General features: G+C 66.5%; 26 protein-coding genes. 10 read left to right on the top strand and 16 right to left on the bottom strand.

Annotated features, from left to right (window positions below; all coding sequences use genetic code 11):
* The first annotated feature begins 28 nt into the window (after positions 1-28).
* Positions 29-1,846, top strand: a complete 1,818-nt coding sequence (locus V5F48_RS06815; protein ID WP_394258091.1) for an SPOR domain-containing protein — start codon at positions 29-31, stop codon at positions 1,844-1,846.
* A gap of 78 nt (positions 1,847-1,924) precedes the next feature.
* Here V5F48_RS06815 and V5F48_RS06820 read toward each other — a convergent pair whose 3' ends face one another.
* Positions 1,925-2,818 (bottom strand): ATP-binding protein, encoded by an 894-nt coding sequence (locus V5F48_RS06820; protein WP_394258092.1) that lies wholly within the window; start codon positions 2,816-2,818, stop codon positions 1,925-1,927.
* Between the two features lie 209 nt (positions 2,819-3,027).
* Here V5F48_RS06820 and V5F48_RS06825 point away from each other — a divergent pair, with 209 nt between their 5' ends.
* Positions 3,028-3,669: a hypothetical protein gene (locus V5F48_RS06825; RefSeq protein ID WP_394108239.1), complete on the top strand. Its 642-nt coding sequence runs from the start codon at positions 3,028-3,030 to the stop codon at positions 3,667-3,669.
* 6 nt (positions 3,670-3,675) lie between these two features.
* Here V5F48_RS06825 and V5F48_RS06830 read toward each other — a convergent pair whose 3' ends face one another.
* From V5F48_RS06830 to V5F48_RS06880, 11 genes are all read right to left on the bottom strand, one after another.
* Entirely contained in the window at positions 3,676-4,512 is an 837-nt protein-coding gene (locus V5F48_RS06830) for a sulfite exporter TauE/SafE family protein (RefSeq protein WP_394258093.1), read from the bottom strand.
* Between the two features lie 143 nt (positions 4,513-4,655).
* Positions 4,656-5,648, bottom strand: coding sequence for a tRNA dihydrouridine(20/20a) synthase DusA (gene dusA, locus V5F48_RS06835; protein ID WP_394258094.1), 993 nt, complete (start codon positions 5,646-5,648; stop codon positions 4,656-4,658).
* Between the two features lie 327 nt (positions 5,649-5,975).
* Positions 5,976-7,274 (bottom strand): MFS transporter, encoded by a 1,299-nt coding sequence (locus V5F48_RS06840; RefSeq protein WP_394258095.1) that lies wholly within the window; start codon positions 7,272-7,274, stop codon positions 5,976-5,978.
* Positions 7,271-7,624 (bottom strand): PadR family transcriptional regulator, encoded by a 354-nt coding sequence (locus V5F48_RS06845; RefSeq protein ID WP_394258096.1) that lies wholly within the window; start codon positions 7,622-7,624, stop codon positions 7,271-7,273. The genes V5F48_RS06840 and V5F48_RS06845 overlap by 4 nt, the downstream gene beginning before the upstream one ends.
* Before the next feature lie 309 nt (positions 7,625-7,933).
* Positions 7,934-8,851, bottom strand: coding sequence for an SMP-30/gluconolactonase/LRE family protein (locus V5F48_RS06850; protein ID WP_394258097.1), 918 nt, complete (start codon positions 8,849-8,851; stop codon positions 7,934-7,936).
* Positions 8,852-8,878: 27 nt separating this feature from the next.
* Complete coding sequence (locus tag V5F48_RS06855; protein WP_394108245.1) at positions 8,879-9,871, bottom strand: LacI family DNA-binding transcriptional regulator; 993 nt, start codon at positions 9,869-9,871, stop codon at positions 8,879-8,881.
* A gap of 91 nt (positions 9,872-9,962) precedes the next feature.
* Positions 9,963-10,772 carry an NAD-dependent epimerase/dehydratase family protein gene (locus V5F48_RS06860; protein WP_394258098.1) on the bottom strand — a complete coding sequence of 270 codons (810 nt, stop codon included), beginning with the start codon at positions 10,770-10,772 and terminating at the stop codon, positions 9,963-9,965.
* Between the two features lie 20 nt (positions 10,773-10,792).
* Entirely contained in the window at positions 10,793-11,902 is a 1,110-nt protein-coding gene (locus tag V5F48_RS06865; protein ID WP_394258099.1) for an ABC transporter ATP-binding protein, read from the bottom strand.
* Between the two features lie 36 nt (positions 11,903-11,938).
* Positions 11,939-12,805 carry a carbohydrate ABC transporter permease gene (locus V5F48_RS06870; protein WP_394258100.1) on the bottom strand — a complete coding sequence of 289 codons (867 nt, stop codon included), beginning with the start codon at positions 12,803-12,805 and terminating at the stop codon, positions 11,939-11,941.
* Positions 12,802-13,656, bottom strand: a complete 855-nt coding sequence (locus V5F48_RS06875; RefSeq protein ID WP_394258101.1) for a carbohydrate ABC transporter permease — start codon at positions 13,654-13,656, stop codon at positions 12,802-12,804. The genes V5F48_RS06870 and V5F48_RS06875 overlap by 4 nt, the downstream gene beginning before the upstream one ends.
* Before the next feature lie 115 nt (positions 13,657-13,771).
* Positions 13,772-15,076 (bottom strand): ABC transporter substrate-binding protein, encoded by a 1,305-nt coding sequence (locus V5F48_RS06880; protein WP_394258102.1) that lies wholly within the window; start codon positions 15,074-15,076, stop codon positions 13,772-13,774.
* 635 nt (positions 15,077-15,711) lie between these two features.
* On the opposite strand from V5F48_RS06880, the gene V5F48_RS06885 reads away from it, so the two are divergent.
* The 8 genes from V5F48_RS06885 (at position 15,712) to V5F48_RS06920 (ending at position 22,440) form a co-directional block, all read left to right on the top strand.
* Positions 15,712-16,977, top strand: a complete 1,266-nt coding sequence (locus tag V5F48_RS06885) for an alpha-hydroxy acid oxidase (protein WP_394108251.1) — start codon at positions 15,712-15,714, stop codon at positions 16,975-16,977.
* Between the two features lie 37 nt (positions 16,978-17,014).
* Entirely contained in the window at positions 17,015-17,740 is a 726-nt protein-coding gene (locus V5F48_RS06890; RefSeq protein ID WP_394258103.1) for a molybdate ABC transporter substrate-binding protein, read from the top strand.
* A gap of 28 nt (positions 17,741-17,768) precedes the next feature.
* Entirely contained in the window at positions 17,769-18,431 is a 663-nt protein-coding gene (locus V5F48_RS06895; RefSeq protein ID WP_394108253.1) for an aspartate/glutamate racemase family protein, read from the top strand.
* A gap of 237 nt (positions 18,432-18,668) precedes the next feature.
* Complete coding sequence (locus V5F48_RS06900; RefSeq protein WP_394258104.1) at positions 18,669-19,613, top strand: dihydrodipicolinate synthase family protein; 945 nt, start codon at positions 18,669-18,671, stop codon at positions 19,611-19,613.
* Between the two features lie 49 nt (positions 19,614-19,662).
* Complete coding sequence (otnK, locus tag V5F48_RS06905) at positions 19,663-20,943, top strand: 3-oxo-tetronate kinase (RefSeq protein WP_394258105.1); 1,281 nt, start codon at positions 19,663-19,665, stop codon at positions 20,941-20,943.
* A 70-nt stretch (positions 20,944-21,013) separates the two neighbouring features.
* Positions 21,014-21,196 carry a class II aldolase/adducin head domain-containing protein gene (locus V5F48_RS06910; protein WP_394258106.1) on the top strand — a complete coding sequence of 61 codons (183 nt, stop codon included), beginning with the start codon at positions 21,014-21,016 and terminating at the stop codon, positions 21,194-21,196.
* Positions 21,197-21,240: 44 nt separating this feature from the next.
* A complete protein-coding gene (locus V5F48_RS06915) occupies positions 21,241-22,032 on the top strand; it encodes a hydroxypyruvate isomerase family protein (RefSeq protein ID WP_394258107.1) in 792 nt (263 codons plus the stop codon).
* An 18-nt stretch (positions 22,033-22,050) separates the two neighbouring features.
* Entirely contained in the window at positions 22,051-22,440 is a 390-nt protein-coding gene (locus V5F48_RS06920; protein ID WP_394258108.1) for a recombinase family protein, read from the top strand.
* Between the two features lie 17 nt (positions 22,441-22,457).
* On the opposite strand, the gene arsJ is transcribed toward V5F48_RS06920, so the two are convergent.
* The 4 genes from arsJ to pstS form a co-directional block, all read right to left on the bottom strand.
* Positions 22,458-23,732 carry an organoarsenical effux MFS transporter ArsJ gene (arsJ, locus tag V5F48_RS06925; protein WP_394258109.1) on the bottom strand — a complete coding sequence of 425 codons (1,275 nt, stop codon included), beginning with the start codon at positions 23,730-23,732 and terminating at the stop codon, positions 22,458-22,460.
* Positions 23,732-24,772: an ArsJ-associated glyceraldehyde-3-phosphate dehydrogenase gene (locus V5F48_RS06930; protein WP_394258110.1), complete on the bottom strand. Its 1,041-nt coding sequence runs from the start codon at positions 24,770-24,772 to the stop codon at positions 23,732-23,734. Before V5F48_RS06930 ends, arsJ begins: the two co-directional genes overlap by 1 nt.
* Before the next feature lie 69 nt (positions 24,773-24,841).
* Entirely contained in the window at positions 24,842-25,729 is an 888-nt protein-coding gene (locus V5F48_RS06935) for a metalloregulator ArsR/SmtB family transcription factor (RefSeq protein WP_394258111.1), read from the bottom strand.
* A gap of 45 nt (positions 25,730-25,774) precedes the next feature.
* Positions 25,775-26,803: a phosphate ABC transporter substrate-binding protein PstS gene (gene pstS / locus V5F48_RS06940; protein ID WP_394258112.1), complete on the bottom strand. Its 1,029-nt coding sequence runs from the start codon at positions 26,801-26,803 to the stop codon at positions 25,775-25,777.
* Positions 26,804-26,858: the final 55 nt, after the last annotated feature.

Raw genomic sequence — 26,858 nt, forward strand, 5'->3', positions numbered from 1 at the left:
CGGGCGGGCGACAACACATCGAGGCGATATGGTCGACGAAAGCAGGTTCCGCTACCGGCGTGATGAAGGCGCCGCGGAGAGTGGGTCGCGCCCCCGCTCCGCTCCGTCGACCGCCGCGACCGGGGGCGATCCCTCGGGCGATCCCCTGGCCGAACTGGCCAGGCTGATCGGCGACGACGACCCGTTCGACGATTTTTCGGGCCTCGATCGCGCCGAGCAAGATCGCACCCAGCAGGCTGCTGATCCGCGCGTGGCAGATCCGCGGGTGACCGCGCAGCGCCAGGCGCCGCCGGCAGCGCCCGCCTATCCTGATCCCCGCACGGCCGCGGCCCGCGCTCCCGCACGGCCGGTGCCGCCGCCGACTCCCACCTATTACGACGATGAGGACGACGAGGACTGGGACGCCGAGCCCCAGAGCGCGCGTCCGGCCGCCCAGAGCCCGTCTCAGGTGCCCGCGCGCTCTGATGCGGCGCGCTATGGCGATGCGCCGGCGCGTCCTGCTCCGGTGGCCGCCCCGCGTCCGTCCAGCCCCTCGCTTTATGCCCCGCCCTCCGCGTCGCAGCCGGCGGTGACGGCCGCCCGCGCGCCCCAGCCCCAGGCGGCGCCCTCTTTCGCTCCCGCCCCGGCGGCCGCGCGCGGCGTTCCCGACGCTGCGGTGCGCTCCGGCTATGGGTCCCTGTCCCGCGTCGCGCCGCCGGCCAGCGGGCAGGGCCGGGACGACGACGATTACGAGGATGAGTATGACGACCTGCCGCCCGCCCGCCCGGCGGGGGCCTCGGCCTATGGTCAGCAGGGCGGATATGCGCCCTCGCGGCAGGATGCGCGCCAAGATCCGCGCAACGCCCCCCGTGGCGATCAGCGGTCTCAGGCCGGCGCCCAGGGGCGCGGCAATGAGGCGGAGGACGACGAGGCCGGCTATGCCTATTCGGCCGCCCGCCGCGACGACGACGGCTATGACGACTACGATGACACCTACGACCCCGAATATGGGGAAGACGGCTACATGCCGCCCCATGGCGAGGAGATGTACGACGCCGAGCCGCGCCGTCGCAAAGGCCGCCTCGCGCTGATTCTCGGCGTTTCGGTGCTGGGTCTGGTGGTGGCCGGCGCGGCCGGCGTGTTCGCCTTCAACATGGCGGCGGGCAGGTCCTCCGGCACGGCTTCGGGGACAACCCCGGTGATCAAGGCGGACACAGCGCCCGCCAAGACGGCGACGCCCGCGCCGCAGTCCGCCGACGGCGGGCAGAAGATGATCTACGACCGCATGGGTGCCAATGCCGGCAACGAGCGCATGGTGTCGCGCGAGGAGCAGCCGGTGGACGTGACCGCCGCCGCCCGGGCCCTGCCATCGGACGCGAGCCCGTCGCCCGCCCCCATGCAGGCGACCCAGAACCTGACCGAGCCGAAGCGGGTGCGCACAGTGGCCGTGCGCGCCGACGGCAGCCTGGCGCAGACCGTGCCCGGCACTTCGGTCTCGGCCTATGCGCCGATGCAAAATCCCATTCCCGCCGGCCTGCCTGATCCCAACCCGGTCACCACGGTGCCCGCCGTCGCTCCGAGCCAGACGGCATCCACCACCCCGGCGCCGTCTTCGGCCGGGGCCTATGTGGTGCAGGTGGCGTCGCAGCGCTCGGAGGCGGACGCCATGGGCTCCTGGCGCGCCTTGCAGACCAAGTATCCCAACCTGCTCGGCAACTACCGGGCCACGGTGAAGAAGGTGGATCTGGCCGACAAGGGCATCTATTTCCGTGCCCAGGTCGGCCCCTTCGCCTCCCGCGATCAGGCCAACGAATTGTGCCAGTCCCTGCGCGCCCAGGGCGGCGACTGCGTCGTCAACAAGAACTGACGAAGCCGGTCGCTCGGCCGACCAGCATAGAAAAAGGCCGCCTTTCGAGGCGGCCTTTTGCATTTCAGGGCGGGGCGATCAGGCGGCCTTGAGCGGCAGGCCGAGGCGGCCCGCCAGATCCTGCACGAACTGGAAGGCGGTGCGGCCCGAGCGGGCGCCGCGGGTGGTGGCCCATTCCAGCGCCTGCGGCCGCCACTGCTCTTCCGGCACGCCAAGGCCGTGGTGGGCCACATAGCCTTCCACCATGGCGAGATATTCGTCCTGGCTGCATTTGTGGAAGCCGAGCCAGAGGCCGAACCGGTCGGAGAGGGAGACCTTCTCCTCCACCGCCTCGCCGGGATTGATGGCGGTGGAGCGCTCGTTCTCCATCATGTCGCGGGGCAGGAGGTGGCGGCGGTTGGAGGTGGCGTAGAAGATCACATTGTCCGGCCGCCCCTCGATGCCGCCTTCCAGCACCGCCTTGAGCGACTTGTAGGAGGTGTCATCCGAATCGAAGGAGAGGTCGTCGCAGAACACGATGAAGCGATGCGCCGAACAGCGCACGAGGCCCATGAGGGCTGGCAGCGCCTCGATGTCCTCGCGGTGGATCTCCACCAGCTTGAGGCGGGGCGCCTGTGCGGCGAGGTCGCGGTTGATCCGCGCATGGGCCGCCTTCACCAGCGAACTCTTGCCCATGCCGCGCGCGCCCCACAGGAGCGCGTTGTTGGCCGGCAGGCCGCGGGCAAAGCGGGAGGTGTTCTCCACCAGCTGGTCGCGCACCCGGTCGATGCCCTGGAGCAGGTCCATCTCCACCCGGTTCACCCGTGGCACCGGCTCGAAGCGGGGCGGCTCGTTATGCCACACGAAGGCGTCGGCGGCCTCGAAGTCCGGCGTGGGGACGGCAGGCGGGGCAAGGCGCTCCAGCGCATCGGCGATGCGGGCAAGCACCTCCAGCGTTGCGGCGGCGGACGCGGGGTCGCTCTGTTGTGTCATCTTGATCCTCCCGCCGGGGGATTAGGACGGGGGAGGGGCCGCCGCAAGGTGCAGCCGTGCCGGTGTTGCGCAAAAGCCATGCGGCGCGCGCATGCGCGGAAAATACCGCGCCGCAGCAATCTCGCCCTAACTTTTCCGCATCCATGATGAAAGTCGTGCCTCGCCGCTGCCCTGCGGCGCCGTATTTCAAAGCTGCCCGGAGGCCTTCGATGATGCCACGCACCACCGCCGCGCTGCTTCTGCCGGTCCTGCTGTGCGCCGCCGCGCCCGTCCGCGCCGACGGAGGCAGCGAGACGAAGAAGACCCTGAATGCCGACGGCAGCGTCTCCATGACCTATTGGAGCGCGGTGGAGGACATCGGCACCGTCTTCGGCATGGATCTCTCCAGGTCGGCCACCAGCGCCGCGCCCGTGGTCGCATCCGGCGCCAGCGACCTCGGCGGCACCGCCTATGCCAAGGTCACGCTTGCCCAGTTGCCCGACTGGCTGCTGTGGCAGAAGGGGACGGTGAACGTCTCCCTCGATCCCGCCGGCGCCACCGGCAAGGTGGCCACCACCTTCTCGCGCACCGTCACGCTGGCGAGCGGCCTCGACGCGACGCTGGCCGACACCTATCGCATGGCGTCGGGCGCGGAGGCCTGGGAGACGGACAAGTCCGTCAGCCTGAAGCTGGTGGAGACCGGCACCACCTTCTCCCTCGCCACCAAGGCCACGCAGGAGACGCCCACCCTGCTGCCCAGCCTCAGCGCGCAGCAGACGGTGCTGGGCGATATCACCGTCACCACCGCGGTCGCCGACACCGGCGCGACGCTCAACAAGAGCATCACCGCAGGCTTCACCCACCGCTGGTGAGCGCTCTCAGCCCCAGATGATGGCGACGAGGAAGCGCGAGGCCACCAGCAGCAGGAACAGGCCGAAGCCGATTTCCAGCTGCCGGCGTCCCAGCCGATGGGCGAGCCGCGCACCGAACGGCGCCACCAGCGCCGCCACCGGCGCGATGCAGACAAATCCGATCACCGAGACATAGCCCAGCGAGAACGGCGGCAGCTCCGACAGGTGCGGCCAGCCGGCGATGGCATAGCCGATGACGCCGGGGATGGGGATGATGATGCCGATGCCGGCGGAGGTCGCCACCGCCGCATGGATGGGCACGCCATAGAGCAGCAGGATGTTGGTGGCGATGCCGCCGCCGGAAATCCCCACCAGCGACGAGGCGAGGCCGATGACGAAGCCGTAGGCCCGCATGGCGCCCGGCCCCGGCAGGTGCTCCGCGAGGCGGATGTCGTTGCGCCCCAGCAGGCTTTTGAGGCCCAGCAGCGAGATGACCACCACGAACACCGCCTGCAGCACCCAGCCGGCCACCACCGCCGCGATGGCGCTGCCGGTGAGGATGCCGACGATGGCCGGCAGCCGCCAGTTGCGCACCACGCCGGGCAGCACGGCGCCCTTCTTCATGTGGGCGTTGTGGGACGAGATGGCGGTGGGAATGATGATGGCAAGCGAGGTGCCCACGCACAGCTGCATGCGCAGGCTGTCGTCCACCCCCATCACGCCGAAGACCTCGTACAGCACCGGCACGATGACGCCGCCGCCGCCGATGCCCAGCATGCCGGCGATGAGCCCCGTGAGCACCCCGCCCACCAGCATCGCGCCCACGAGGAAGACGATGTCGTGGGTCGAGATGGCGGCAAGCATGGGGCGGGGTCCGGCAAAAGGAGCGGTACAGGGGATGCCGCAGCAGTGGCGCGGATCGGCGCGCCTGTCCACCGCCACGCCCGCATGCGCGCGTTCGCGAGCCGCGCATGGCGTGCAGATCACACCGAAAGGGGCAGGGCCGCTCAGGCCGCGAGGGGCTGGCGCCGGCGCACCTCGTCCACCGCCGCGCGCAGCACGTCGAGGCCGGCACCGGGCCGGATGGCTTCGGTGGAGAGATGCCGGCGGAAGATGCGCGCGCCCTTGCGGCCGGTGAACAGGCCCAGCATGTGGCGGGTAATGTCCGAGAGCCGGCCGCCGGCTTCCAGGTGATGCGCCACATAGGGCTCGAACGCCACCACCGCGGCGAAGCCGTCCGCATGGGGGGCGGGCGTGCCGAACAGCAGCGGGTCCACCCCAAGCAGCAGTTCCGGGTCCTGATAGGCGGCGCGGCCCAACATCATGCCGTCGAGGCCGCGCGTTTCCTCCAGGCCCTGGGCGAGGCTGGCGATGCCGCCGTTGAGCGCGATGGGCACATGGGGCAGCCGGGCCTTCAGGCGGCGCACGCGGTCATAGTCGAGGGGCGGGACATCGCGGTTCTCGCGGGGCGACAGGCCCTTCAGCCACGCCTTGCGGGCATGGACGATGAGCGCGTCGGTGCCCGCCGCCACCACGGCGTCGGCGAGGCGGTCGAGGGCTTCTTCCGGGTCCTGCTCGTCCACCCCGATGCGGCATTTGACGGTGACGGGAATGGCGACGACCGCCTTCATGGCGGCGACGCAATCGGCCACCAGGTCCGGCTCGCGCATGAGGCAGGCGCCGAAATTGCCGCCCTGCACCCGGTCGGAGGGGCAGCCCACATTGAGGTTGATCTCGTCATAGCCGAAATCGGCGCAGACCCGCGCCGCCTGCGCGAGGTCCGCCGGATCGCTGCCGCCCAGCTGCACCGCCACCGGGTGCTCGTCGGGCGAGAAGCCGAGCAGGCGCGCGCGATCGCCGTGCAGGATGGCGGGGGCGGTGACCATCTCCGTATAGAGCCGCGCCTGACGCGAGAGGGTGCGGTGGAAGGCCCGGCAATGGCGGTCCGTCCAATCCATCATGGGCGCCACGGAAAATATAAGCTCTTGATTTTTCGACATTACATTCGTAACTTCAAAGCGTTAAGTCTCATCGTGCGTGCTCGATTTTACGCCACGATACGCCCCAAATTCCGATTTTTCGACGCGTGAGTGCGCCGGAGTGAACCCGGATTGGCCACCTTCACTAAACTAAAATCCGGCTCCTGGAGAGCCCAGATCCGTCGGAAGGGGCAGGCCAGACATTTCGATTCGATAACCAACGTGATTCCACGACCGGATGCCACGAGACTGAGACGTTTATAGCGCGCGACGCGCTGCGCCTTGACCCGGGGTTCGACTTCAACATCCCGGCTCCGGCGATCTACATGGCGTCGCAGGCCATTGGAATTAGCCGCGGTCCGGCATAGGAGCGGCCTTCTCGCGGCGCTCCATGTCCTCGTTCCGCGAGAAGGCTGCCGCGGCCCAGAAGGCACCCGCCAGCAGGACGCCTCCCGCAGCCATGGCAGAGAGGACCGCACCGTAAGACTGGGATTGCGCCCAGAGGAGCGCGGCACCGGCGGGTGCCAAAGCGCGGGCGAGCATGGCGGGCGCCGCCAGCGCGCCATTCACGGCGCCGTAGGCCTGCCGGGTCAGCATTTCAGGCACGGCGAGCCCGCGCACGATGGTCATGATGCCGTTGGCGCTGCCGTAGAGCGCCATGATCGCCGCCACTAGCGTAAAGCTGGGCGGCAGCCAGGCCAAGGCGAGAATGGCCGCCGGAAAGGCCAGCACGGCACAACTGCCGATGAGCCGCACCGGAGCGCGCGGCGCGAACACCGAGACGGCGATCCGGCCGGCCACCTGCGTCGGGCCGATGATGGCCATGGCCAGCACCACGCTCCCCGGCGTGAAGCCGCGTTCCAGCAGCAGGGGATAGAGATGGAAGGTGAAGGCTGAGAAGGTGGCGGCATAGGCGGTGAACGCCACCGCCAGGGCCCAGAAGGTGGGCCGTCGGGCGACGCGCCCCATGATCTGTCGCAGGGTGAGGGCTCCCGACAGGGCAAGAGTGTGGGCCGGCGAGGCCGCATGGTCGGCTGCGGGCCGGATCACCGCGGCATAGAGCGGCGCGCAAACCACGAGGTTCACGGCGCCCAGCGCCACCAGCGCGCCGCGCCAACCCACCATATCCAGCAGGATCTGGATCAGCGGTATGAAGACCGTGGAGGCGAATCCGCCCCACAGGGTGAGCGCGGTGATGCCCGCCCGGGCGTCGGCCGCTCCGGTCCTGCGCGCCACCACCGCGAACGCCGGCTCATAAAGCGTTGCCGCCTGCAGGATGCCGATGGCGGCCATCAGGCCATAGAACAGCCAGAGCTGCTGCACCTGCGACCAGGCCAGGAGGATGAGGCCGGCGAGGCCCGCGCCCGCCGCCATCACCCATCTGCCGTAGCCCCTGTCGATGGCGGCGCCCACGGGAAAGGCGGCAATGCCCCCGAGGGCGAGGCCGAGGGTTGCGGCACCGAACAGGTCCGGTTTGGACCAGCCGAGATCGCGCCCCATGGCTTCGGCCATCAGGGGAAAGCTGTAATAGAGCGATCCCCAGGAGCAGACTTGGCCAATGCCGAGGCCGGTGATGAACAGGCTGCGCCCCGAGAGCGGGCGCGCCGGCGCCGGTTGCGCGAGTTCGCCGCTCAGGCCGCTGGTCATGGGGCCGTACTGCAGCAGCCGGATGCCCCTGTCGTCAACGGCGCGGCGGCGATCATCTTCTCGGCGTCGACCAGGCAACGGGTGACGTCCATCCAGGCCTCCACCGCCACCTTGAAGGCGGCGCGGCCCTTGTCGGTGAGGGTATAGACCTTGCGCTCGCGGCCCGAGACCACTTCACTCGCCGCGGTGAGGTAGCCGCCTTCCTCGAACTCCCGCAGCACCGGATAGATGGTGCCCTCCGTGGGGGAGCAGCAGCCGTTGGTGGTTGCCTCCACCGCCCGTGCCACGTCGTATCCGTGCATCGGCCGCTGGTGCAGCACGCACAGGATGAAGAACTTGGACAGGCTCATCTTGATGGTGCCGTTCCAGTAGGCACGGCTCAGGAAATCGGGGCCCGGCTTCGGTACCGACGCGGGCGACGGCGGAACGGGTGGAGCGGCGGATGGGGAGGTTCGAGACATGTTGGATGATTATGCATCGATCATCGATACGTCAATCATCGATACGTCAATCATTGAGGTATGCTTGGAAGCGGTTCCCGCGCTTCAGCAAATACGCCGGCCATCGGCATCGATCACCACTTCTCCATCCGCCTTCGTAAACGGCCCCTTCTGCGGCGTGGGCATCCGGCTGGCGGAGGCTGTGCCGCGCGACATGATTCAGCTATGCGAGTACATCGGGCGGCCAGGCGTTGGCACATGCGCCGTCAGAATCTGCCCCGTCTCCGATTCGGTAATATAGAGCGTGCGCAGATCGTTTCCGCCATAAGCGAGATTGGTGGTTGCGAGCCCGGCGCAGGACGTCACGCGGGCGACAGGCTCCCCGATGGCGTTGACGATCCACACGCTGCCCAGCCCCAGATGCGCTATGGCGAGCCCGCCCGTCTCGTCGATGGCGAGGCCATCGGGACCATTGCCTCCCGACAGTCGAATATAGGCGCCGACCTTGAACGCCGCACCGGTGGCATTCAGGGGGACGCGCCACACCGCGTTGTCGCGCGTCACATTGAGGAAGACGACATCCTCGTCGAGATTGAGCACCAGTCCGTTGGGGCTGGGAATGCCCTGCAACAACATGTCGAGCCGGCCATCCGAAGCGCGCAGGCGGTAAAGGCGGCCACTGGGATCCTGGAAGCCGGTCAGGCCCTGGTCGGTGAAATAGAGGTCGCCGTTTGAGGCGAAGAAGAGGTCGTTCACGCCCTTGAACGGGCCGAACTCGGACATCTCCACCACCGGTTCGATGACACCGCGCTCGGGGTCGAGCCGCAGCACGCCGTGGCGATAATCGGCGACGAAGATCCGGCCGTCGCGGTGGATCTTCAGGCCGTTCGGCTCGCCGTCATATTCAATCAACAGCGTGAACACGCCGCTCGGCGAAATACGGAAGATGCGTCCCCAGGCGACGTCGACGACATAGAGATTGCCGTCCCGGTCGAAGGAGGGCCCTTCCAGGAAGACCGGCGTCGGCCGTCCGCCCCGCTGGACCTGCGCCCATTTCGAGGTGCGGCCATGGATACGGAAATGCTCGGGAACGCGCGCGAAGACCTCGGTCTTGATGACGGGGGGAGGTGCATACATGGATGTCTGCCGGAAATGGGAGGAGGATCAGCCTTTGCGCGGCGGCGCGGTGGTGTCGCGCACCATCAGGCCGACCGGAATCTCGATGGTTGCCGGCACAGGCTCGCCGGCGATGCGCGCGAGCAGGTATTCTGCAGTGCGCTCACCGATCTCGCGGGCCGGCACATGCAGCGTGGTCAAGGCCGGGCGGATCTGCGACGCGAAGTCGAGATCGTCGAAACCGGCGATCGAAAGATCCTGCGGAACGCGGATGCCCTGCCGCGCGCATTCGATGAGAGCGCCGAAGGCAAGCATGTCGTTGCCGCAATAGACCGCCGTTGGCGGGTTCGGCGCGCCGAGAAGCGCCCGGAGCGCCAATTGACCCTCGACGATCCGGTAGGGGCGCTCGATGAGCGCTTCCTGGCCGATCGTCAACCCGCGCTCGGCCAGCACCCGGCGTATGCCTTCGAGGCGCCCCCGCGCTCGGTCATTGTCGCGGGTGATGCCGGCAATCGCGCCGATGCGGGTATGGCCGAGGTCGAGCAGATGGGTGGCGATGCGCCCGGCCGCCTCTACATTGTCGAAGCCCACACAGGGCATGTTCGGGGAGAGCACCCACGTCACGACGAAGGGAATGTTGCGCTGTCTGAGGAAGTCCAGCGTCTGCGGATCGTGCTCGGCACCGACCAGCATCATGCCCTGGGCGCCATTCGTCACCAGCGCCATCACCCTTTCAAGTTCGTTCTTGCGGTCATAACCGCTGCTCGCCAGCATGAAACCGTAGCCGGATTCGCGAAGGCGGCTCTGCATGGCCTCGGCCCCGGCGGCGAAGTTGGGGTTCTCGAGATGCGGGATGATCGCCCCCATCACCGGCATCTGCCGCGACAGCGCGGTGCGCGCGGCGCCCTGCGGCACATAGCCCAGCCGGGTGGCGGCCGCCTCGATGCTGCTCTTCACCTCCGGTGCCACCGGCCCGGTGCCGTTGAGCGCCCGCGACACCGTCGCGCCGGAGACACCGACCGCCCGCGCAATGTCCTCCACCCGGACCCGACCTGACAGTGTACGCTTGGGCCGCACTCTCATTCCCCTTCGTCACATCCGTGTCGACCTTGGCCGAGGCGCGGAAGCAGTGTCAATCGATGAACAGCCCATGGTTGCCAAGGTCCCAGCCGCAATACCATCCGCCATGGAAGGGCTTGGCACCCTCCAGCTCCGGTGCGCCATCGGCCAGCACCTCGGCGGCAAAGTCCTCGGCATTGTCGAGCGGCCTGTAACCCAGAACGGCTGCCTCCCGGTTGTCCCAGATCGCGCGTGAATTGGCGGACATTCCGTAGGCCACGACGTAGTGCAGCAGCGGTGCCTCGATCGAGCAGCGCAGCAGTTCCACCATGTCGCGGGGGCTAATCCACACCGAGAGGTGGCGGATATCCGTCGGCTTGGGCCGATAGGCCCCGATGCGCAGGCTGACGACGCTCAGGCCGTATTTGTCGGCATAGAGCCGCCCGAGCGCCTCGCCCGTCACCTTGCTCACGCCATAGAAGCTGTCGGGGCGCGGCAGGGCCGCGCCGGTCAGGATTTCGCTCCGGCGATGATAGCCGACCGCGTGGTGGCTGGAGGCATAGACAACCCGCCGCACGCCTGCGCGCCGCGCCGCCTCGAACACGTTATACGTGCCGACGATGTTCGCCGGCAGGACTTGTTCCCAGGCATTGCTTTCGGGCTCCACCGAGACGCCGGCGAGATGGACGACGCAGTCCATGCCCTGCATCGCCGCCTCAAGCGCCGCCAGATCGCAGATGTCGACCTTGAGGCATTCTTCGTCCGGCCCGGCCGGATCGACCTCTTCCCTGTCGAGCAGGCGCAGGACGGAGTAACGGCCGGCCAGCTGGTGCCGCGCCTCGCGCCCGATCCCCCCCGCCGCACCCGTGATCACGACGCGCATTGCCGATTTCCCCTTCATCTTCAGGCCGCCAGCGCGCCGACCGCCGCCGGCGTGCGGATCGCCAGCTGTGTGTCGACATCGAAGAAGTGCATCTGTTCGGGCGCTATCGAGACCGTCACCCGGTCGTGAAGGCGGATCGGCGCGTCCGGCGCGACCCGCGCGACGGTAAGCGGTGCGCCGCCGAGCCGCAGGTCGAGGTGCATTTCCGAACCCAGCTGCTCGATCACGTCCACCACGCCGTCCACCTGATTGTTGGAGGCACCGAGGGCCATGTGCTCGGGACGGATGCCGACCATGACCTCGCGGCCGGCATAGCCGCGCAGCGCCGCCTTGTTGCGCTCGCCCACCTGCAGCGAGCCGCCTTCGATGTTGACGCGCTCGCCGGCGGCGTCGAGCCGGCCGCGGAGCACGTTCATTGCAGGCGCGCCGATGAAGCCCGCGACGAACAGGTTTTCGGGCCGATTATAGACCTCCAACGGCGTTCCGACCTGCTGGACAATCCCATCCTTCATGATGACGACGAGATCGCCGAGCGTCATCGCCTCCACCTGATCGTGGGTGACGTAGACCGAGGTCGCCGGCACGCGCTCGCGCAGGCGCTTGAGCTCGATGCGCATCTGCGCGCGCAGCTTGGCGTCGAGGTTTGACAGCGGCTCGTCGAACAGGAAGACCTGCGGGTGGCGGACGATGCATCGCCCGAGCGCGACGCGCTGCTGCTGGCCACCCGAAAGCTGCCGGGGACGGCGCTGGAGCAGCGGCTCGATGCTCAGGATCGAGGCCGCATGGGCGATCTTCTCGGCGATCTTCGCCTCGCTTTCCTTCCGGTTGCGCAGGCCGAAGGCGAGATTGTCGTAGACCGTCATGTGCTGGTAGAGCGCATAGTTCTGGAACACCATCGCGATATCGCGATCCTTGGGCGGCAGGTCGTTCACGACCCTTCCGCCGATGCTGATCGTGCCACCGCTGATGTCCTCAAGGCCGGCGATCATGCGCAGCGTCGTCGATTTGCCGCAGCCGGACGGGCCGACCAGGACGGCAAAGGCGCCATCGGGGATCTTCAGGTCGATGCTGCGCACCGCAGTCACGCCACCATAGCTCTTCACGAGCTTGTTCAGAACGACTTCCGCCATCGGTAAAACTCCAGAATTCGCACCAGGTGCGCGTGATCAGATCTTCAGGCCCGTGATGACGTATTTCTGGCCGAAGAAGGTGATGAGCAGGGCCGGGCCCAGCGCCATGATGGCGGTGGCGCTCATGAGATTCCATTCGATGCCGAGCTCGTGGACGAACTGAGCCATCACCACGGTCAGCACCGGGGTGTTGTGGCTGGTGAGCAGCAGTGCGAACAGGAACTCGTTCCAGGTCCACAGCCAGCAGAGCACGGCAAGCGCCGCAAGCCCCGGCACGGCGGAAGGCAGCGCCACGCGGACGAAGGCGCCCCAGCGGGTGCACCCGTCGATGAGCGCGGCATATTCCATCGACGGGTCGATACCGTCGAAGAATCCCTTCATCAGCCATGAGAAGAAGCAGATGTGGACCGCGATATGCGGAAGCAGCAGGCCGAGATAGGTGTCGTACACACCAAGGTTCTGCGTGAGGAGGTAGAGCGGCAGCACCCACGAAATATAAGGTACGCAGCGGAACACATAGATGATCGAGAACCAGCTGCTGGCGATGGGCCCGCGAAAGCGCGAGAGCATGTAGCCGCTGGTCACGGTGATGCCGAGAGAGAGGACCGTCGCCAGCGTGGCGATGATCGCGCTGTTCACATAGGCCTTGATAACCGTCCGGTTTTCGAACACCTCGGCGAAGTTATCGAGCGTGAACTCGGTGCCGCGATGAACATAGAACATGCCGGAGGCTGGGCGCAGAGAGGTCAGCAGCAGCCAGAGCACCGGAAACGCGATGGTGAAGGCGACGCCGATCACCAACAGGTAGAAGAAGACCCGACGCGCGCCCGGCGCCATCAGGGCGAAGAAGCCGCGCTCGGCCTTGTACACGGGGGAAGGCGTGTGGAGAGTGGCAAGGGTCATTTCGATACCTCAACGGCACGGTTGAGCAGCCGGTAGAGCACCAGGCCGAAGATTACGATCACGACGCCGCCAATCAGGGCGGCGGCGGAGCCCTTGCCGAAATTCATGCGCTGGAAGGCTTCGACATAGGCGTAGATGCTGAACATCTCGGTGGTGCGGGCCGGGCCACCACCGGAGATGACCCAGACCTGGTCGAACACGCGGAAGGCATCGATCGAACGGATCACGACGCACACTACGATGACCGGGCGCAGCATGGGCAAGGTCACGGAGCGGAAGACGCGCCAGCGGCCGGCAGCGTCGATGGCGGCCGCTTCGAACGGCTCCTTCGGCAAGCTCTGCAGCCCGGCGAGAAGCAGCACGGCGAACCAGGGGGTCCACAGCCAGACATCGGCGAGGACGATGACCATCATCGTGGTCCAGCGATAGGCGAGCCAGGCCACCGGCGGCAGGCCGACGCCCTCCAGCACCACGTTCACGATGCCGAACTGGTCGTTGAACATCCAGCGCATCATGATCGAGGCGATCACCGGGGCAACCATCAGCGGCAGCAGTATGATGGTGCGCACCACCGACTGGCCGACGAATTTGCGGTTGAGCAGCAGGGCGAGGCCCAGCCCGCAGGTCAGCGAGAGCGAGACGCTGAGCATGAGGAACAGCAGTGTGTTGGGAATGGCGAGGCCGAAGAACGCCGGATCGGTGATGACTTCGATATAGTGCTTCAGGCCGACCCAGGTCTTCTTGGGGTCGTAGAGCATCCAGTCGCGGAAAGAGGCGTTGACGCCCAGGACGATTGGCACCACCTGGAACAGAGCCATGGTGAGGGCGGCCGGCGCGATAAGCGCCAGCATGAAGCGCTCCTTCTCACCGAAAAACGAGGCAAGGCGTCTCATATTGTGCGGTCCCTACGCGGAAAGGGGGCGGAAGCCGTGTGGGGCTTCCGCCAAGTTCAGGTCTGGGGAGGGATCAGTTGGTCCGCGCCGCGGCTTCGTGGATGGCGGGAGCAGCCTGTTGCAACTTCTTCGGAATATCCTCGCGCGATCCGTTCAGGGCGCCGACGACACCGTCATTGTAAGCCTTGTGGATGGCCGGCCATTCCGGGGTGTAATAGCCGCCGGCGATGACCTGCATCACCTTGAAGACCACTTCATCGGCGCGGCGGAACAGCGGATCGATCTCGATCAGCGTCTTCCACACTTCAGTGTTCGGCGGCGGGCCGCCGGTGGCCTTCCACAGATCGATCTGCCCTTCCTTGTCGAGCAGCATGGCGCCGAGCATCTTCTTGGCAGCTTCCTGGCGTTCAGCCGGCACGCCCTTCGGAATCGCCCAGCCCCAGATGTCGTTCCATGCGACGTGTTCCTTGCGCGAAGGGCCCAGCGGCAGGAAGCCGATGTTGATCTTGCCAGCGACCTTGGACTTCTTGGGGTCGTTGAACTGCCCATAGAGCGTCAGATCCGCGACGGTGAAGGCGGCATCGCCCGCCTGGAAGATCGCGTTGGCGTCGTTGCGGGTATAGGAAATCATCGCCGGCGGGCTGATCTTGGTCTTGTTGATCGCGTCCCACCAATATTCGACCACCTGCTGTGAGCAGGGCTCGGCGATCATTGGCTTCCATCCATTGGCGGCCAGAACCTTGTTGTTGCGCTCATAGGCCGGGGCAAGCACGTCGCAATTGTTGGTCCAGTTGGCCCAGAACCAGCTGAACCAGCTGTGGTTCATGGACATGGAGCCGACGAAGCCCCACTTCACCTTGCCGTCCTGCTGCAGCTTCTGGGAGAGCTTCGACAGTTCATCCCAGGTCTTGGGCAGGTTCGCTTCGTTGACGAGGTCGGTGCGGTAGTAGAAAACGCCGAACGTGTGGGCCATGGGCACCACGGTCGGCTTGCCGTCATCGTTGAGGAAGGCGACGTCGACAGTCTGCTTCAGCACCGTATCCATGCCGGGCACGTCATTGGTCGTGGCAAGCCAGCTCTTCCAGAGCTGTCCCCAGTCGTCATTGTGCCAGATGATATCGTACTGATCGCCGCCGGAGGTCAGCGTAGCGGTGACCTTCTCCATGAAGATCTCGTAGGCCATCGGAATCTTGACGATGGTCACGCCGTTCTTGGCGGCCCATTTTTCCATGATGGCAATCGAAGCTTCTTGGATCGGATGCTTCATATAGCCGATCTTGATCTCGACCGCAGACGCCGCGCTCGAGGCCATAAGCGCGCCGATGCTTAACGCGCCGGCCGCCACGAACGCGCGGATCTGCGCAGTCCATCCCTTCATGGTCTTCTCCCTGAGATATGGGCGATGAACGCCCTTTTTTGTGATTGCTCTTACATTATTTCAGTCAAAATCCATCCGTCAAGTACGACGATCCAATTAATAGTCGTTATATTTCAATAATTTACATATTTACGCCGATTGTAAAATTTACAATGCACGGTAAAGTGCCGAATGTGCTCGCGATATGCGATGCAACGCGCAGCATAAACGGTGTATTTCGTATACCAGATCGCCTCACATGCGGATGGCGCTGCGAATCCAAGTTGCTGTCCAACACATCAGGTGCACCCCACCGCCGGCCGAACGACAGCTTTGCTGGAAGGAGTATGCCGAGGAATTTGGCGTAGATGAAAAGTTTACATACATCCGTAATCCATAAAATCATTATATTATATATATTTATTACCAAAATCATGACTCGAACGTCGCGGTTGACAGGCATTTGAAGCTGTGCGAGCTATGTACATCTTCCACAAGATCGCCCCATCAAGGTCGATATGGGTTCTCACTGATCTAAACGTGAGCAGCATGCATTCTATATTAAAAAAATATAATAATATCGACAAAGCACATAATTTCATTGTCGCGATGCTTGTCGATCAACGCTTTTGCATGCACTCGACGGAGCGTGAGTGATGAAGGACGTCGGTTCTGTGTCTCACCCTCATGTGGCGCGGGAGACCGTTGCCGAGGTCGCCCCTTTGCAGGCGGCCGTGCGAACATCGGCTCCCAGCACTCCGCGCCGGTTCCGCAGTTATCTCGCGCTGGATGATTTCGAGCAGGCGGCGCGGCGGCATCTGCCGCGGATGATCTATGGCTATGTGTCCGGCGCGGTTGAAACCGGCTCCGGCCTGCGGGAAGCACGTCAGGCTTTCGCCGATCTCGCGCTTCTGCCCCGCACCCTCATGGATGTCGCGGGTCGGCATCAGGCGCGCGAGCTGTTCGGCCGGTCCTATGCCAGCCCCTTCGGGATTGCCCCGCTAGGGGGTGCGGCCATGGTCGCCTATCGCGCCGACGTCGCGCTCGCCGCGGCCGCCCGTGCGGCCGGGGTGCCCATGATTCTCAGCGCCTCCTCGCTCATCAGGATGGAGGACGTGCAGCGTGAGAATCCCGATGCCTGGTTCCAGGCCTATCTCGCTGGCCATCAGCCACGTATCGACGCGCTGATCGACCGCGTGGAAGCGGCCGGGTTCGGTACGCTGGTCGTCACCGCCGACACGCCGGTTCCTGGAAACCGCGAAAACAACACACGCAGCGGCTTCAGTATGCCGTTGCGGATCACGCCCAAGGTCATGCTCGACAGCGCTCTGCATCCGCGCTGGCTGATCGGCACGGTCGTCCGCACGTTCCTGAACTATGGCGTACCGCATTTCGAGAACATGGACGCTGTGCAGGGCCCGCCCATGTTCTCGCGCGATTTTGTGCGCAACATGAACAGCCGCGACCAGCTGGCCTGGCGCCATGTGGAGGCGATCCGCAAGCGCTGGAAGGGCAAGCTCGTGATCAAGGGGCTGCTGGCCGCCTCCGATGTGCGGATGGCGCGGCAGATCGGCGCCGATGGCGTGATCATCTCCAGCCATGGCGGGCGCCAGCTCGACTATGCGCTGGCGCCAATGCGCGCGCTGCCGGAACTGCGGGCGGAAGCCGAGGGCATGGCGGTCATGCTCGATGGCGGCATCCGGCGCGGCACCGATGTGCTCAAAGCGCTGGCGCTCGGAGCCGATTTCGTCTTCCTCGGCCGTCCTTTCCTCTACGCCGCCTCGCTCGGCGGCGCGCCCTGCGTGCAGCACGCCATCCGGCTTCTGTCGGAGGAGATCCACCGCGACATGGCGCTGATGGGCCTGCGCGGGCTCGACGAAATATCCCCTGCCATGGTGCGGTCTATTCCGGGTGGACGCTGAGCGCCGCCCGCTGTGCAGGAACACGAAGGAGAAGAGCATGACGAACAAGGACGCCGGTTCCCTCTCCATCATGAGCGCGCTCGCGGTCGAGGTCGCGTTCAAGCGCTGGATCGTGCCGCGCTTCGAGCAGCAGACCGGAATCCGGCCCGGTATCGTGTGGGAACCGACCACCGTGCTGATGCGCCGTGTCGAGAACGGTGAGCGCGCCGACATCATCCTCGCCATCGACCATGCCATGGACCGGCTGGTGCAGGATGACATCGTCCGGCGCGAAACCCGCATTCCCGTCGCGCGGGCGATGGTCGGCCTCGCGGTCCGCAAGGGCGCGCCCCGCCCCGACATCTCCACGGTGGACGCCTTGAAATCCGTCCTGCGCGGCGCCCGTTCGGTCGCTTTTTCTCTCGGCGGCGCCAGCGGCATCTACTTCCAGCAGCTCATTCAGGATCTCGGTATCGCCGACGAGGTGAAGGCCCGCGCGGTGACTATCCCCGCCGGTTTCACCGCCGCCAAGGTTGCGAGCGGCGATGCGGAGTATGCGGTGCAGCAGATCAGCGAGCTGATGTCGATCGACGGCGTCGATGTCATCGGGCCATTCCCCGAGGAGATCCAGGCCTTCACGGATTTCTCCGCCGCCCTGTTCGCCGACGCCCGGCATCCAGCGGCCGCGCAGGCCTTTCTCGACCTCCTCGAGTCGGATGAGGCGATCGCTGCCTATGGCAATGGCGGGTTGGCCTCGCTGGTGCGCGCGCCCTCGGCGGCGTGATCGCCGCTCCACGGAAGGTTAAGAGCCCATGACAGCCACTCCCCGCATCGTCCTGCTCCATGCCACGCCGGTGGCGGTCGAGCCGATCCGCATCGCTTTCAGCCAGCGCTGGCCGACGGCAGAGACGGTGAACCTGCTCGACGACAGCCTGTCGGTCGACCGCGCCCGCGAGCCGGAGCTGACGGAGGCGTTGATAGAGCGCTTCGTTGCCTTCGGGCGCTATGCCCACCGTTCGGGCGCCGACGGCATCCTCATCACCTGTTCGGCGTTCGGCCCCGCCATCGACCGGTTGATCGCCGAACTGCCGATCCCCGTGCTCAAGCCCAATGAGGCGATGTTCCGCGCCGCTATCGGCCGGGGCGGTCAGATCGGCATGCTGGCCACCTTCGCCCCGGCGGTGGTGACGATGAACGAGGAGTTCAACGAGTTCGTGCGCCAGACCGGCGCGACGGCGCAGCTCACCACCATTGTCGTCGATCACGCCATGGCGCGGCTGCGGGGCGGCGATGCCGCCGCGCACAACAGTCTGGTGGCAGCGCGGGCGCCCGAGCTGAACAATGCCGATGCCATCATGCTCGCGCATTTCTCGACCTCCAGCGCCGCCGAGGCCGTCCGCAAGGCCGTCGACGTCCCCGTGCTGACGGCTCCCGAAGCCGCGGTCGATCTCATGAAGCAGATGGTGGCCGCCTGAGCCGCCACGGCAACGGCACGCGGCTTCGCGGCTGCAGGACGGGCGGCCTGCGGCGGCTTCCACTGGGCAGACGTTCCAGTTCCCCACCGCCGGCGCGGGTCACGTGCATGATCCATCCGTGCCGCCGTGCGTCCGCTGGCTTCGGCGATTTGCACCCGCTCGGCATGCGGTGCGGGCGCTGTGGCGCGCAGACGGTCGCTTCGCCGTCCTTGACACGGAACGCACAGGAAACCGCTCATGAAGCTCGACGCCACCGCCGCCGGCATGTTCCCCATCGCACCGACCCCGTTTCACCCCGATGGTCGCATTGACGAAGCCTCGATCGATCGCCTGATCGAGCGCTATCGCGCCGCCGGCGCAGATGGCGTCACCGTGCTCGGCATTCTAGGCGAGGCGCCCAAGCTGGAGCCCGAGGAATCGCTCGCGATCACCGCGCGCTTCATTGATGGCTTCGGTGGCCTGCCGGTCATTGTCGGCGTCTCGGCGCCCGGCTTTGCCGCGATGCGTTCGCTCGCCCATGCCGCGATGGAACGGGGCGCGGCGGGCGTCATGATCGCGCCCCCGCCCGCGCTGCGCGCCGACGAGCAGATCACTGGCTATTTCCGCCAGGCCGTTCAGGCCATCGGCGCGGACATTCCGTTCGTGCTGCAGGACTATCCGCTCACCCTCACCGTGCAGATGTCTCCCTCCGTCATCCGTCGCATCGTTGAGGAAAACCCCTCCTGCGTGATGCTGAAGCACGAGGACTGGCCCGGGCTGGAGAAGATCTCCGCCCTTCGCGCCTTCCAGAAGGAAGGGTCGATGCGCGCACTCTCCATCCTCACCGGCAATGGCGGGCTGTTCCTCGAATTCGAGATGGAACGCGGCGCCGATGGCGCCATGACCGGCTACGCCTTCCCGGAAATGCTCGCCGCCGTGGTGCGCCTGCAGAAGAAAGGACGCCGGGACGAGGCGCACGATCTGTTCGACGCCCATCTCCCGCTGCTGCGCTACGAGCAGCAGCAGGGCATCGGCCTCGCAGTACGCAAATATGTGCTCATGCGCAGTGGCACGCTGGCCTGCGACGCGCAGCGCCAGCCCGGCTCCGCGCTGTCCGCCACGGCGCGGGCCGAGGTCGACTACCTGCTGCAGCGGCTGCAACGCCGCGATGAACCGCTCGCCTCGTGGCTCGCCGCCTCGTGAGGGCGGGCCGGCGAGCCTGACGAAAACCAACAAGAACGGGAGGCTGCACATGGCACTGCTCGGCGTCATTGCTGACGATTTCACCGGGGCGAGCGACATCGCCAACACCATCGCCAAGGGCGTCGCGCCGGAAGGCGGGCTGAGGACCGTGCAATATCTCGGCCTTCCCGCCGCCGATGCGGCGCCGGATGTGGAAGCCTGCGTCGTCGCCCTCAAGAGCCGCTCCATCTCTGCGGAGGCGGCCTGTGCGCAATCGCTTCAGGCGCTGGACTGGCTGCTGCGCCAGGGGTGCCGGCAGATCATCTTCAAATATTGTTCCACCTTCGACTCCACGCCCGACGGCAATATCGGCCCGGTCGGTGAGGCGCTCGCCCGTCGGTTGGAGGCTCATGGCGTGATCGCCTGCCCGGCCTTCCCCGATGCCGGACGCACCCTCTACAAGGGCCACCTGTTCGTCGGCGACCGGCTGCTGAACGAATCCGGCATGGAGCACCATCCGCTCAACCCGATGACCGATGCGGATCTGCGCCGCTGGCTTGCGGCCCAGTGCTACGACCCCGTCGGTCTGGTGGACTGGGGCGTTGTGCAGAAGGGGCCCGCGTCCCTGCGCGCTGCGCTTGAAGATGCCGCCGGCCGGGGCGAGCGGCTCGTCATCGTCGACGCCATTTCCAATGACGACCTGTTGACCATCGCCGCCTCATGCCGCGACGCGCGCCTGCTCACGGGCGGCTCAGGCATCGCCCGCGGCCTGCCGCGCAACTTCATCTCCGCCGGGCTCGCCGGGGGAAGGGGGGCGGAGAGCCCGGTCATTGAGGGGCCGGAAGCGGTGCTGGTCGGTAGCTGCTCACGGGCCACACTGGCGCAGATCGAACACCACGCGGCCGGCCACCCGGTCTTCGCCGTCGATGTCGACGAGGTCATGCAGGGCGCGCTTGGCCCGGACGATGTCGTGGCATTCATCCGTGCCCATCATGGCCAGGTTCCGCTTGCCTACTCATCCTCGCGTCCGGAGGAGGTCGTTGCGCTTCAGCGCCGATACGGCCGCGACGCCGTGGCCCACCGGCTCGACGCGCTGTTCGCGGACGCCGCCCGCGCGCTTTATCGCCTGGGTGTCCGGCGGATCGTGGTCGGCGGCGGCGAGACCTCCGGCGCTGTCGTCTCCGCGCTCGGGCTCAGCTCCTTCCGCATCGGCCGGGAGATCGATCCCGGCGTGCCCGTGCTGACCGCCGAGGACGGCAACCCGCTCTGCATGGCCCTCAAATCCGGCAACTTCGGCAGTGTCGATTTCTTCGCGAAGGCGATCCGGGCGATGGGCGGAGGCGCGACGTGAACGCCATGAACGAAATGACCGCACGAACGGAGCTGGTGCGGCTCTCACGCTCGCATTACGGGCGCGGGTTTTGGTCGGCTCTGCCGGCAATCACGGCCCTGTTGTCACGGCAGCGGACCTTTCCAGTGCCGTCTATGCCGCCGAGGAACTTGAAGAAACGGCCAAGCTCCTGGTGCTGCTGCACGCCCGTCAACCGCGTCGGCTGACGGTCGCCCAGGTTGATGAACTCCACGCTGTTTTCGGCAAGTCGTGAGTGCACCGCCGGTGCACCGCCCAATCAACAGAGGATCACCCAGGATGAAGGGCTTCAGCGCTCACATTGGATATCTCTTCCAGGAATTGCCGCTTGAGCACCGCTTCGCTGCGGCGCGCGATGCGGGCTTTCGCATGGTGGAACACCCCTCGCTGTATGCTCTGCCGGCGACACGGGTGAGGCAGCTTCTGTCCGACTGCGGCCTTGGCATCGTCCAGTCGAGCTTCCCCGCCGGCGACATCGCGCGCGGCGAAAAAGGCTTTGCCGCCCTTCCGGACGAGATCGAGCGTTTCCGCGCCTCGGTTTCAGTGAGCCTCGACTACGCGGTTCAGGCCGGTATTCCCGCATTGCATTGCATGGCCGGCGTTCGCCCGCCCGGCGCCGATCCGGAGCGGATGTGGGACATCTACATCGCCAATATGCGCGTGGCGGCGGAAGCTGCCGCCGAGCGTGGCGTGCTCGTCCTGATCGAGCCGATCAGCAGCGGCAGCATCGCCGATTATTTCATCGAGGACCCGCTGGAGGCGGTACGCGCCATTACCGAAATCGGCGCTTCCAATGTCCGCCTGCTCTTCGATGTGTTCCACGCCACGATGATCGGCTCCGATCCCTTCGCCTTCATTCGCGACCATGCCGCGCTCATCTACCATGTCCACATCGCCGACCATCCCGGTCGCCACGAGCCCGGAACGGGAATCATCGATTTTGACCGGCTTTATACGACCTTAGAGGAAGTCCACTACGACGGCTTCGTCGGTTGCGAGTATTCCCCGCGGGGCGGCACGCTCGAGGGGCTGGGGTGGATGAAGCGGGCCGGTGCCTCGCGGCACGCATGAGCCTGAGGCCGGCCGATTTTGCTGTCAGCGGTCGGCTGCGATTTCGGAGGCCGACCGCCGAAGCACGATCCCCCGACGTGGACCGTCACCGACGACTGGCCCGAAACCGTGCCGGGCGCTTCGGCCACCAATGACTGCCGCCCCAAGTTCCAGCGTATGATCGATGCGAGCACATCGAAGCCCGCACCGTTCGACGTGCTGATCGTCCACGCGTTCAGCCGCTTCTTCCGCGATCACTTCGAACTGGAATTCTACGTCCCAAGCGGGCGAAGATGGTCCGCATCCCGCAGTCTTTCTCTCGCTCACGCCTGTTGCGGCTCTCGCCTATTTGCAGGCGTAGCTGACGCCCATGGCGTCGTCGATCTGCCGCACCACCGCCCAGGTCTCCTTGAAGGTGATGGGGGATGAACTTCTCCTGCGGCGGCTCAGTTGCTCGGTACGGCGCTGCCCGCGCCAGACTTCCCGGCGGCTTGAGCATGGGTGGGTAACAGCAGGGTGGTGAGCCAGCAAATGCCGAGCATGACGGCGGAGCCGGTGAGGCAGGCGGTGATGCCGCCCATCTGGTAGAGCAGGCCGGAAAGCAGCGTCCCGGCAAAGCGCCCCGCCGCATTGGCCGCATAATAGAAGCCCACGTCCTCCGCCGCCTTCTCCGACCCCGCATAGGCAAGGATCAGGTAGGAATGCAGCGAGGAATTCACCGCGAAGGCGGCGCCGAAAAGGGCGAGGCCGATGACGACCACGAGGTCCGGCCGCAGGGGTGTCACGGCGAGCAGCCCGATGATGACCACCGGGACCAGGGCAAGGCCGAGCGCCCACCAGCGCGCCGCCGGCACTTCCTTGGACAGGCCATCCGGGCTGCGGCTGACCACGGCGGGAGCTGCCGCCTGCACGATGCCGTAGCCGATGGTCCACAGCGCCAGGAAGCCGCCCACCATGGGGAAGGTCCAGCCGGTGCCGTAGAGGAACACCGGCACGCCCACCACGAACCACACGTCCCGCGCGCCGAACAGGGCCACGCGGGCGGCGGCGAGCAAATTCACCCCCCGGCTCTTGCCGAACAATTCCTTCGCCGAGCTGCTCGCCTTGGCCTTGCCCATCATGGGCGGCAGCGACAGCAGCACGCCGAGAAGAACGATCGCCAGCACGCCAGCCATGAGCCACAGCGACAGGCGGAAGCCGAACGCCTCCAGCAACACGCCGCCGAGGAAGAAGCCGAAGCCCTTCATGGCGTTCTTGGAGCCGGTGAACCACGCCACCCAGCGAAACAGGCGCCCCTCGGCGTTGCCCTTGGCCTGCGCCTCCGTCACCTTGATGGCGGACTTGGACGCGGTCTTGGTGAGGTCCTTGGCCACCCCGCACACGCCCTGCGCCGCCACCACCCAGGCCACCAGGAAGGCGGTCTCCCACGAGGGCGACATGGCGGAGAGCAGCAGGAAGCCGGCGATCTGGGTGGTGAGCCCCACGGTCAGCATGCGGGTGATGCCGAAGCGGGCGGCCAGCCAGCCGCCGATGAAGTTGGCCCCAATGCCCGCCGCCTCGTAGAGCAGGAACAGGAAGGCGAGGGTGAAGGGCGAGTAGCCGAGCTTGAAGAAGGTGAACAGCACCAGCATGCGCAGGGCGCCGTCGGTCAGGGTGAAGCCCCAATAGGCCGCCGTGACGATGGCGTAGTTGCGCAGGCCCGCGGAGGAGGACGCCGCCATCACAGGCCCGCCCGTTCGAGATGGCAGGCGAGGTCCACCATGCGGCAGGCATAGCCCATCTCGTTGTCGTACCAGGCATAGACCTTGAGCAGCGTGCCGTCGGTGACCAGCGTCGACGGCCCGTCGACGATGGCGGAGCGGGTGTCGCGGGCATAGTCCGCCGACACCAAAGGGCGCGGCTCGAAGCCGAGGATGCCGTTGAGCGATCCCGCGGCGGCCTCCACGAACAAGGCGTTCACCTCCTGTGCCGTGGTCTCGCGGTTGAGCTCGAACACGCAATCGGTGAGCGAGGCGTTGAGCACGGGCGCGCGCACCGCATGGCCGTTCAGCTTGCCCTTCAGCTCGGGATAGATGAGGGCGATGGCGGTGGCGCTGCCGGTGGTGGTGGGCTGCAGCGAGAGCATGGCGGACCGGGCGCGGCGCAGGTCCTTGTGGGGCGCATCCACCACCACATTGGTGTTCGTGGGATCGTGGATGGTGGTGATCTGGCCGTGGCGGATGCCGATGGCCTCGTGCACCACCTTCACCACCGGGGCGAGGCAGTTGGTGGTGCAGGAGGCGGCGGTGACGATGGGGTGCTTCTCCCGGTCGTAGAGATGTTCGTTCACCCCCACCACCACGTTGAGCACGGACGGGTCCTTCACCGGCGCGGCGACGATGACCCGCTTGGCGCCGCGCTTCAGGTGGCCTTCGAGCACGGCGGGGGTGAGGAACTTGCCGGTGGATTCCAGCACCACGTCCACGCCGAGATCGCCCCAGGGGATGTCTTCCGGATTGGGATGGGAGGAGAAGGACATGGCCTTCTCTCCAATGCGCACGCTCCCCTCGTCATGGGAGATGGGCGCGCGCCAGCGCCCCTGTACGCTGTCGAACTCCAGCAGATGCGCAATGGCCTCGGCGCCGCCCTTGATCTCGTTGAGATGGACGATGTCGAGCCGGTTGTTGCCGCGCGGGTCGTCGTCCGGGCGCTGCGCCGCCCCCATGGCCGCGCGCAGAGAAAGCCGTCCGATGCGGCCGAGGCCGTTGATCCCCACTCTCATGGCACCGTCAATCCTTGAAGTATCGAAATCGAAAAGGCGCGGCTGTGCCGCCATGCGTCGGGAACGCCATCATGCCGCCTGTCCCGAGAGGGTGAGGTCGGTTGCCCCCTCCATCTTCCCGATCTCGCCGATGCGCTCCTTCAGCGAAGCAAGATCGAGCTGCTCGAACGGCAGGTTGACGAAGGCGGAAACGCGCGCGGCGAGCCGGCGGTAGGTGGCGAGGAAGGCAGCCTTCTGCTCCGCCTCGCTCCCCTTCACCTTCAGGGGGTCAGGCAGGCCCCAGTGGGCCTGGAGCGGATGGCCGGGGAAGGCCGGACAGATTTCGCCGGCCGCCGCATCGCAGGTGGTGATGACGAAATCCATCTGGGGCGCATCCGGCCCGGCGAACCCGTCCCAGCTCTTGGAGGCGAGGGATGACGTATCGTAGCCAAGCGAGCGGAGCAGATTGAGCGCCATGGGGTGCGGCTTCGGCTTCGGTCGGCTGCCCGCAGAAAAGGCCCTGAACCGGCCGCGCCCCTCGCGGCTCAGCAGCGCCTCGGCGATCACGGAGCGGGCCGCATTGGCCGAGCAGACCAGCAGCACGTTGTAGACGCGATCGTTCGCGGCCGCCGGGCGCACCTGCGGAAAGGCGGCGGTACCCGTGCTGCGCCGAGGCGACACGGCAAAGCCCATTTCCGCCATCAGCTGGCTCAGCATCACACCTGCGTCCGACAGACGAACGGCATAGATGATGGATCGGCCTTCCCGCCGTGCCGTGACGAGGCCGGCGCGCTCCAGCACGGCGAGATGGGTGGACATGGTGTTGTGCGGCACCGCCAGCAGGCGGGCGATGTCGCCGGCCGGCAGTCCATAGGGCACATAGCGCAGCAGGAGACGATAGGTCTCGAAGCGCGTGCCCTGGGACAGCGCATCGAAGATCCGCGTGGCGTCTTCCGCATTCACCCGTGTCTCGTCCATCTCGCCTCGCTGTCGCAATGACCCCTCAAGCGTCCGGCCGGGCGTTCAGGCCCCGCCCTTGAAGGTCTTGACCCAATAGTCCTTCACCTGCTGAACCAGTACCGGCGGCAGGGGAACATAGCCAAGCTCGGAGGCGAGCTTTTCGCCGTCGCCGAGGGCGAAACGCCAGAACTCGAACGCCGCCGGGCTGTTCGCCGGAACCTTGGGCTCCTTGTACATGAGAGCGAATGTGGTCGCGGCGATGGGGTAGGCGCCTTCCGCCGGGGAATCGTTGATGATGACGAAGAAATCCTTGGCGGAAGCCCAGTCAAAGCTCAGGGCCGCAGCCTCGAACGACGCCGCGCTCGGAGCGATAAACTTGCCGGCGCGGTTCTGCACCAGGCCGTAGGCGAGCTTGACCTGCACCACATAGGTGTATTCGACATACCCGATGGTATTTTTGACGCGCTTGACCTCGGTGGCCACCCCCTCGTTACCGCGCGCGCCGGTTCCCACCGGCCAGGCGACCGCGCTGCCTTCGCCCACCTGCTGCTTCCACTCCGGGCTCGCCTTGGCGAGGTAGGACACCCAGTTGAAGGTGGTGCCCGAGCCGTCGGAGCGATGGACCACCACGATCTTGGCGTCGGGCAGCTTGAGATCGGGATTGAGCGCCTTGATGGCAGGGTCGGACCACATGGCGACCTTGCCGAGATAGATGTCCGCCAGAAGGGCACCGGTGAAGCGGATCTGGCCCGGTGCCACGCCCTCCAGGTTGACCACCGGCACGACGCCGCCGAACACGATGGGGAACTGGCCGAGGCCATATTTCTCCAATTCCGCCGACTTCAGCGGCTTGTCCGACGCGCCGAAATCCACCACGCCGTCCTTGAGCTGGTTGATGCCGGCGGACGAGCCCACCGACTGGTATCCGACGAGGGTGCCCGCGCGCTCGCGGAACGTCTGCGCCCACTTCCAGATGATGGGATAGGCAAAGGTGGAGCCGGCGCCCCGCACTTCCGCCGCGTGCGCGGCAGGCGCGAGCAGCGATAAGGCTGCAAGCGCAGCGGCGGCGGTCAAGGCAAGAATGCGATTCACGGCTGGCCTCCCTGGTGCCCTCGCGACACCTCGCCGGGCGCGTACCCTAACGAGT

The sequence above is a fragment of the Xanthobacter autotrophicus ATCC 700552 genome (genome assembly GCF_043194565.1).
GTDB lineage: Bacteria > Pseudomonadota > Alphaproteobacteria > Rhizobiales > Xanthobacteraceae > Xanthobacter > Xanthobacter autotrophicus_F.

Bases quoted from the DNA above. Each gene is read 5' to 3' on its own strand.
- V5F48_RS06815 (WP_394258091.1), top strand. From the start codon at position 29: ATGGTCGACGAAAGCAGGTTCCGCTACCGGCGTGATGAAGGCGCCGCG.
- V5F48_RS06820 (WP_394258092.1), bottom strand. From the start codon at position 2,818: ATGACACAACAGAGCGACCCCGCGTCCGCCGCCGCAACGCTGGAGGTG.
- V5F48_RS06825 (WP_394108239.1), top strand. From the start codon at position 3,028: ATGATGCCACGCACCACCGCCGCGCTGCTTCTGCCGGTCCTGCTGTGC.
- V5F48_RS06830 (WP_394258093.1), bottom strand. From the start codon at position 4,512: ATGCTTGCCGCCATCTCGACCCACGACATCGTCTTCCTCGTGGGCGCG.
- dusA (WP_394258094.1), bottom strand. From the start codon at position 5,648: ATGTCGAAAAATCAAGAGCTTATATTTTCCGTGGCGCCCATGATGGAT.
- V5F48_RS06840 (WP_394258095.1), bottom strand. From the start codon at position 7,274: ATGACCAGCGGCCTGAGCGGCGAACTCGCGCAACCGGCGCCGGCGCGC.
- V5F48_RS06845 (WP_394258096.1), bottom strand. From the start codon at position 7,624: ATGAGCCTGTCCAAGTTCTTCATCCTGTGCGTGCTGCACCAGCGGCCG.
- V5F48_RS06850 (WP_394258097.1), bottom strand. From the start codon at position 8,851: ATGTATGCACCTCCCCCCGTCATCAAGACCGAGGTCTTCGCGCGCGTT.
- V5F48_RS06860 (WP_394258098.1), bottom strand. From the start codon at position 10,772: ATGCGCGTCGTGATCACGGGTGCGGCGGGGGGGATCGGGCGCGAGGCG.
- V5F48_RS06865 (WP_394258099.1), bottom strand. From the start codon at position 11,902: ATGGCGGAAGTCGTTCTGAACAAGCTCGTGAAGAGCTATGGTGGCGTG.
- V5F48_RS06870 (WP_394258100.1), bottom strand. From the start codon at position 12,805: ATGACCCTTGCCACTCTCCACACGCCTTCCCCCGTGTACAAGGCCGAG.
- V5F48_RS06875 (WP_394258101.1), bottom strand. From the start codon at position 13,656: ATGCTGGCGCTTATCGCGCCGGCCGCCCTCACCATGGCTCTGTTCCAG.
- V5F48_RS06880 (WP_394258102.1), bottom strand. From the start codon at position 15,076: ATGAAGGGATGGACTGCGCAGATCCGCGCGTTCGTGGCGGCCGGCGCG.
- V5F48_RS06885 (WP_394108251.1), top strand. From the start codon at position 15,712: ATGAAGGACGTCGGTTCTGTGTCTCACCCTCATGTGGCGCGGGAGACC.
- V5F48_RS06890 (WP_394258103.1), top strand. From the start codon at position 17,015: ATGACGAACAAGGACGCCGGTTCCCTCTCCATCATGAGCGCGCTCGCG.
- V5F48_RS06895 (WP_394108253.1), top strand. From the start codon at position 17,769: ATGACAGCCACTCCCCGCATCGTCCTGCTCCATGCCACGCCGGTGGCG.
- V5F48_RS06900 (WP_394258104.1), top strand. From the start codon at position 18,669: ATGAAGCTCGACGCCACCGCCGCCGGCATGTTCCCCATCGCACCGACC.
- otnK (WP_394258105.1), top strand. From the start codon at position 19,663: ATGGCACTGCTCGGCGTCATTGCTGACGATTTCACCGGGGCGAGCGAC.
- V5F48_RS06915 (WP_394258107.1), top strand. From the start codon at position 21,241: ATGAAGGGCTTCAGCGCTCACATTGGATATCTCTTCCAGGAATTGCCG.
- arsJ (WP_394258109.1), bottom strand. From the start codon at position 23,732: ATGGCGGCGTCCTCCTCCGCGGGCCTGCGCAACTACGCCATCGTCACG.
- V5F48_RS06930 (WP_394258110.1), bottom strand. From the start codon at position 24,772: ATGAGAGTGGGGATCAACGGCCTCGGCCGCATCGGACGGCTTTCTCTG.
- V5F48_RS06935 (WP_394258111.1), bottom strand. From the start codon at position 25,729: ATGGACGAGACACGGGTGAATGCGGAAGACGCCACGCGGATCTTCGAT.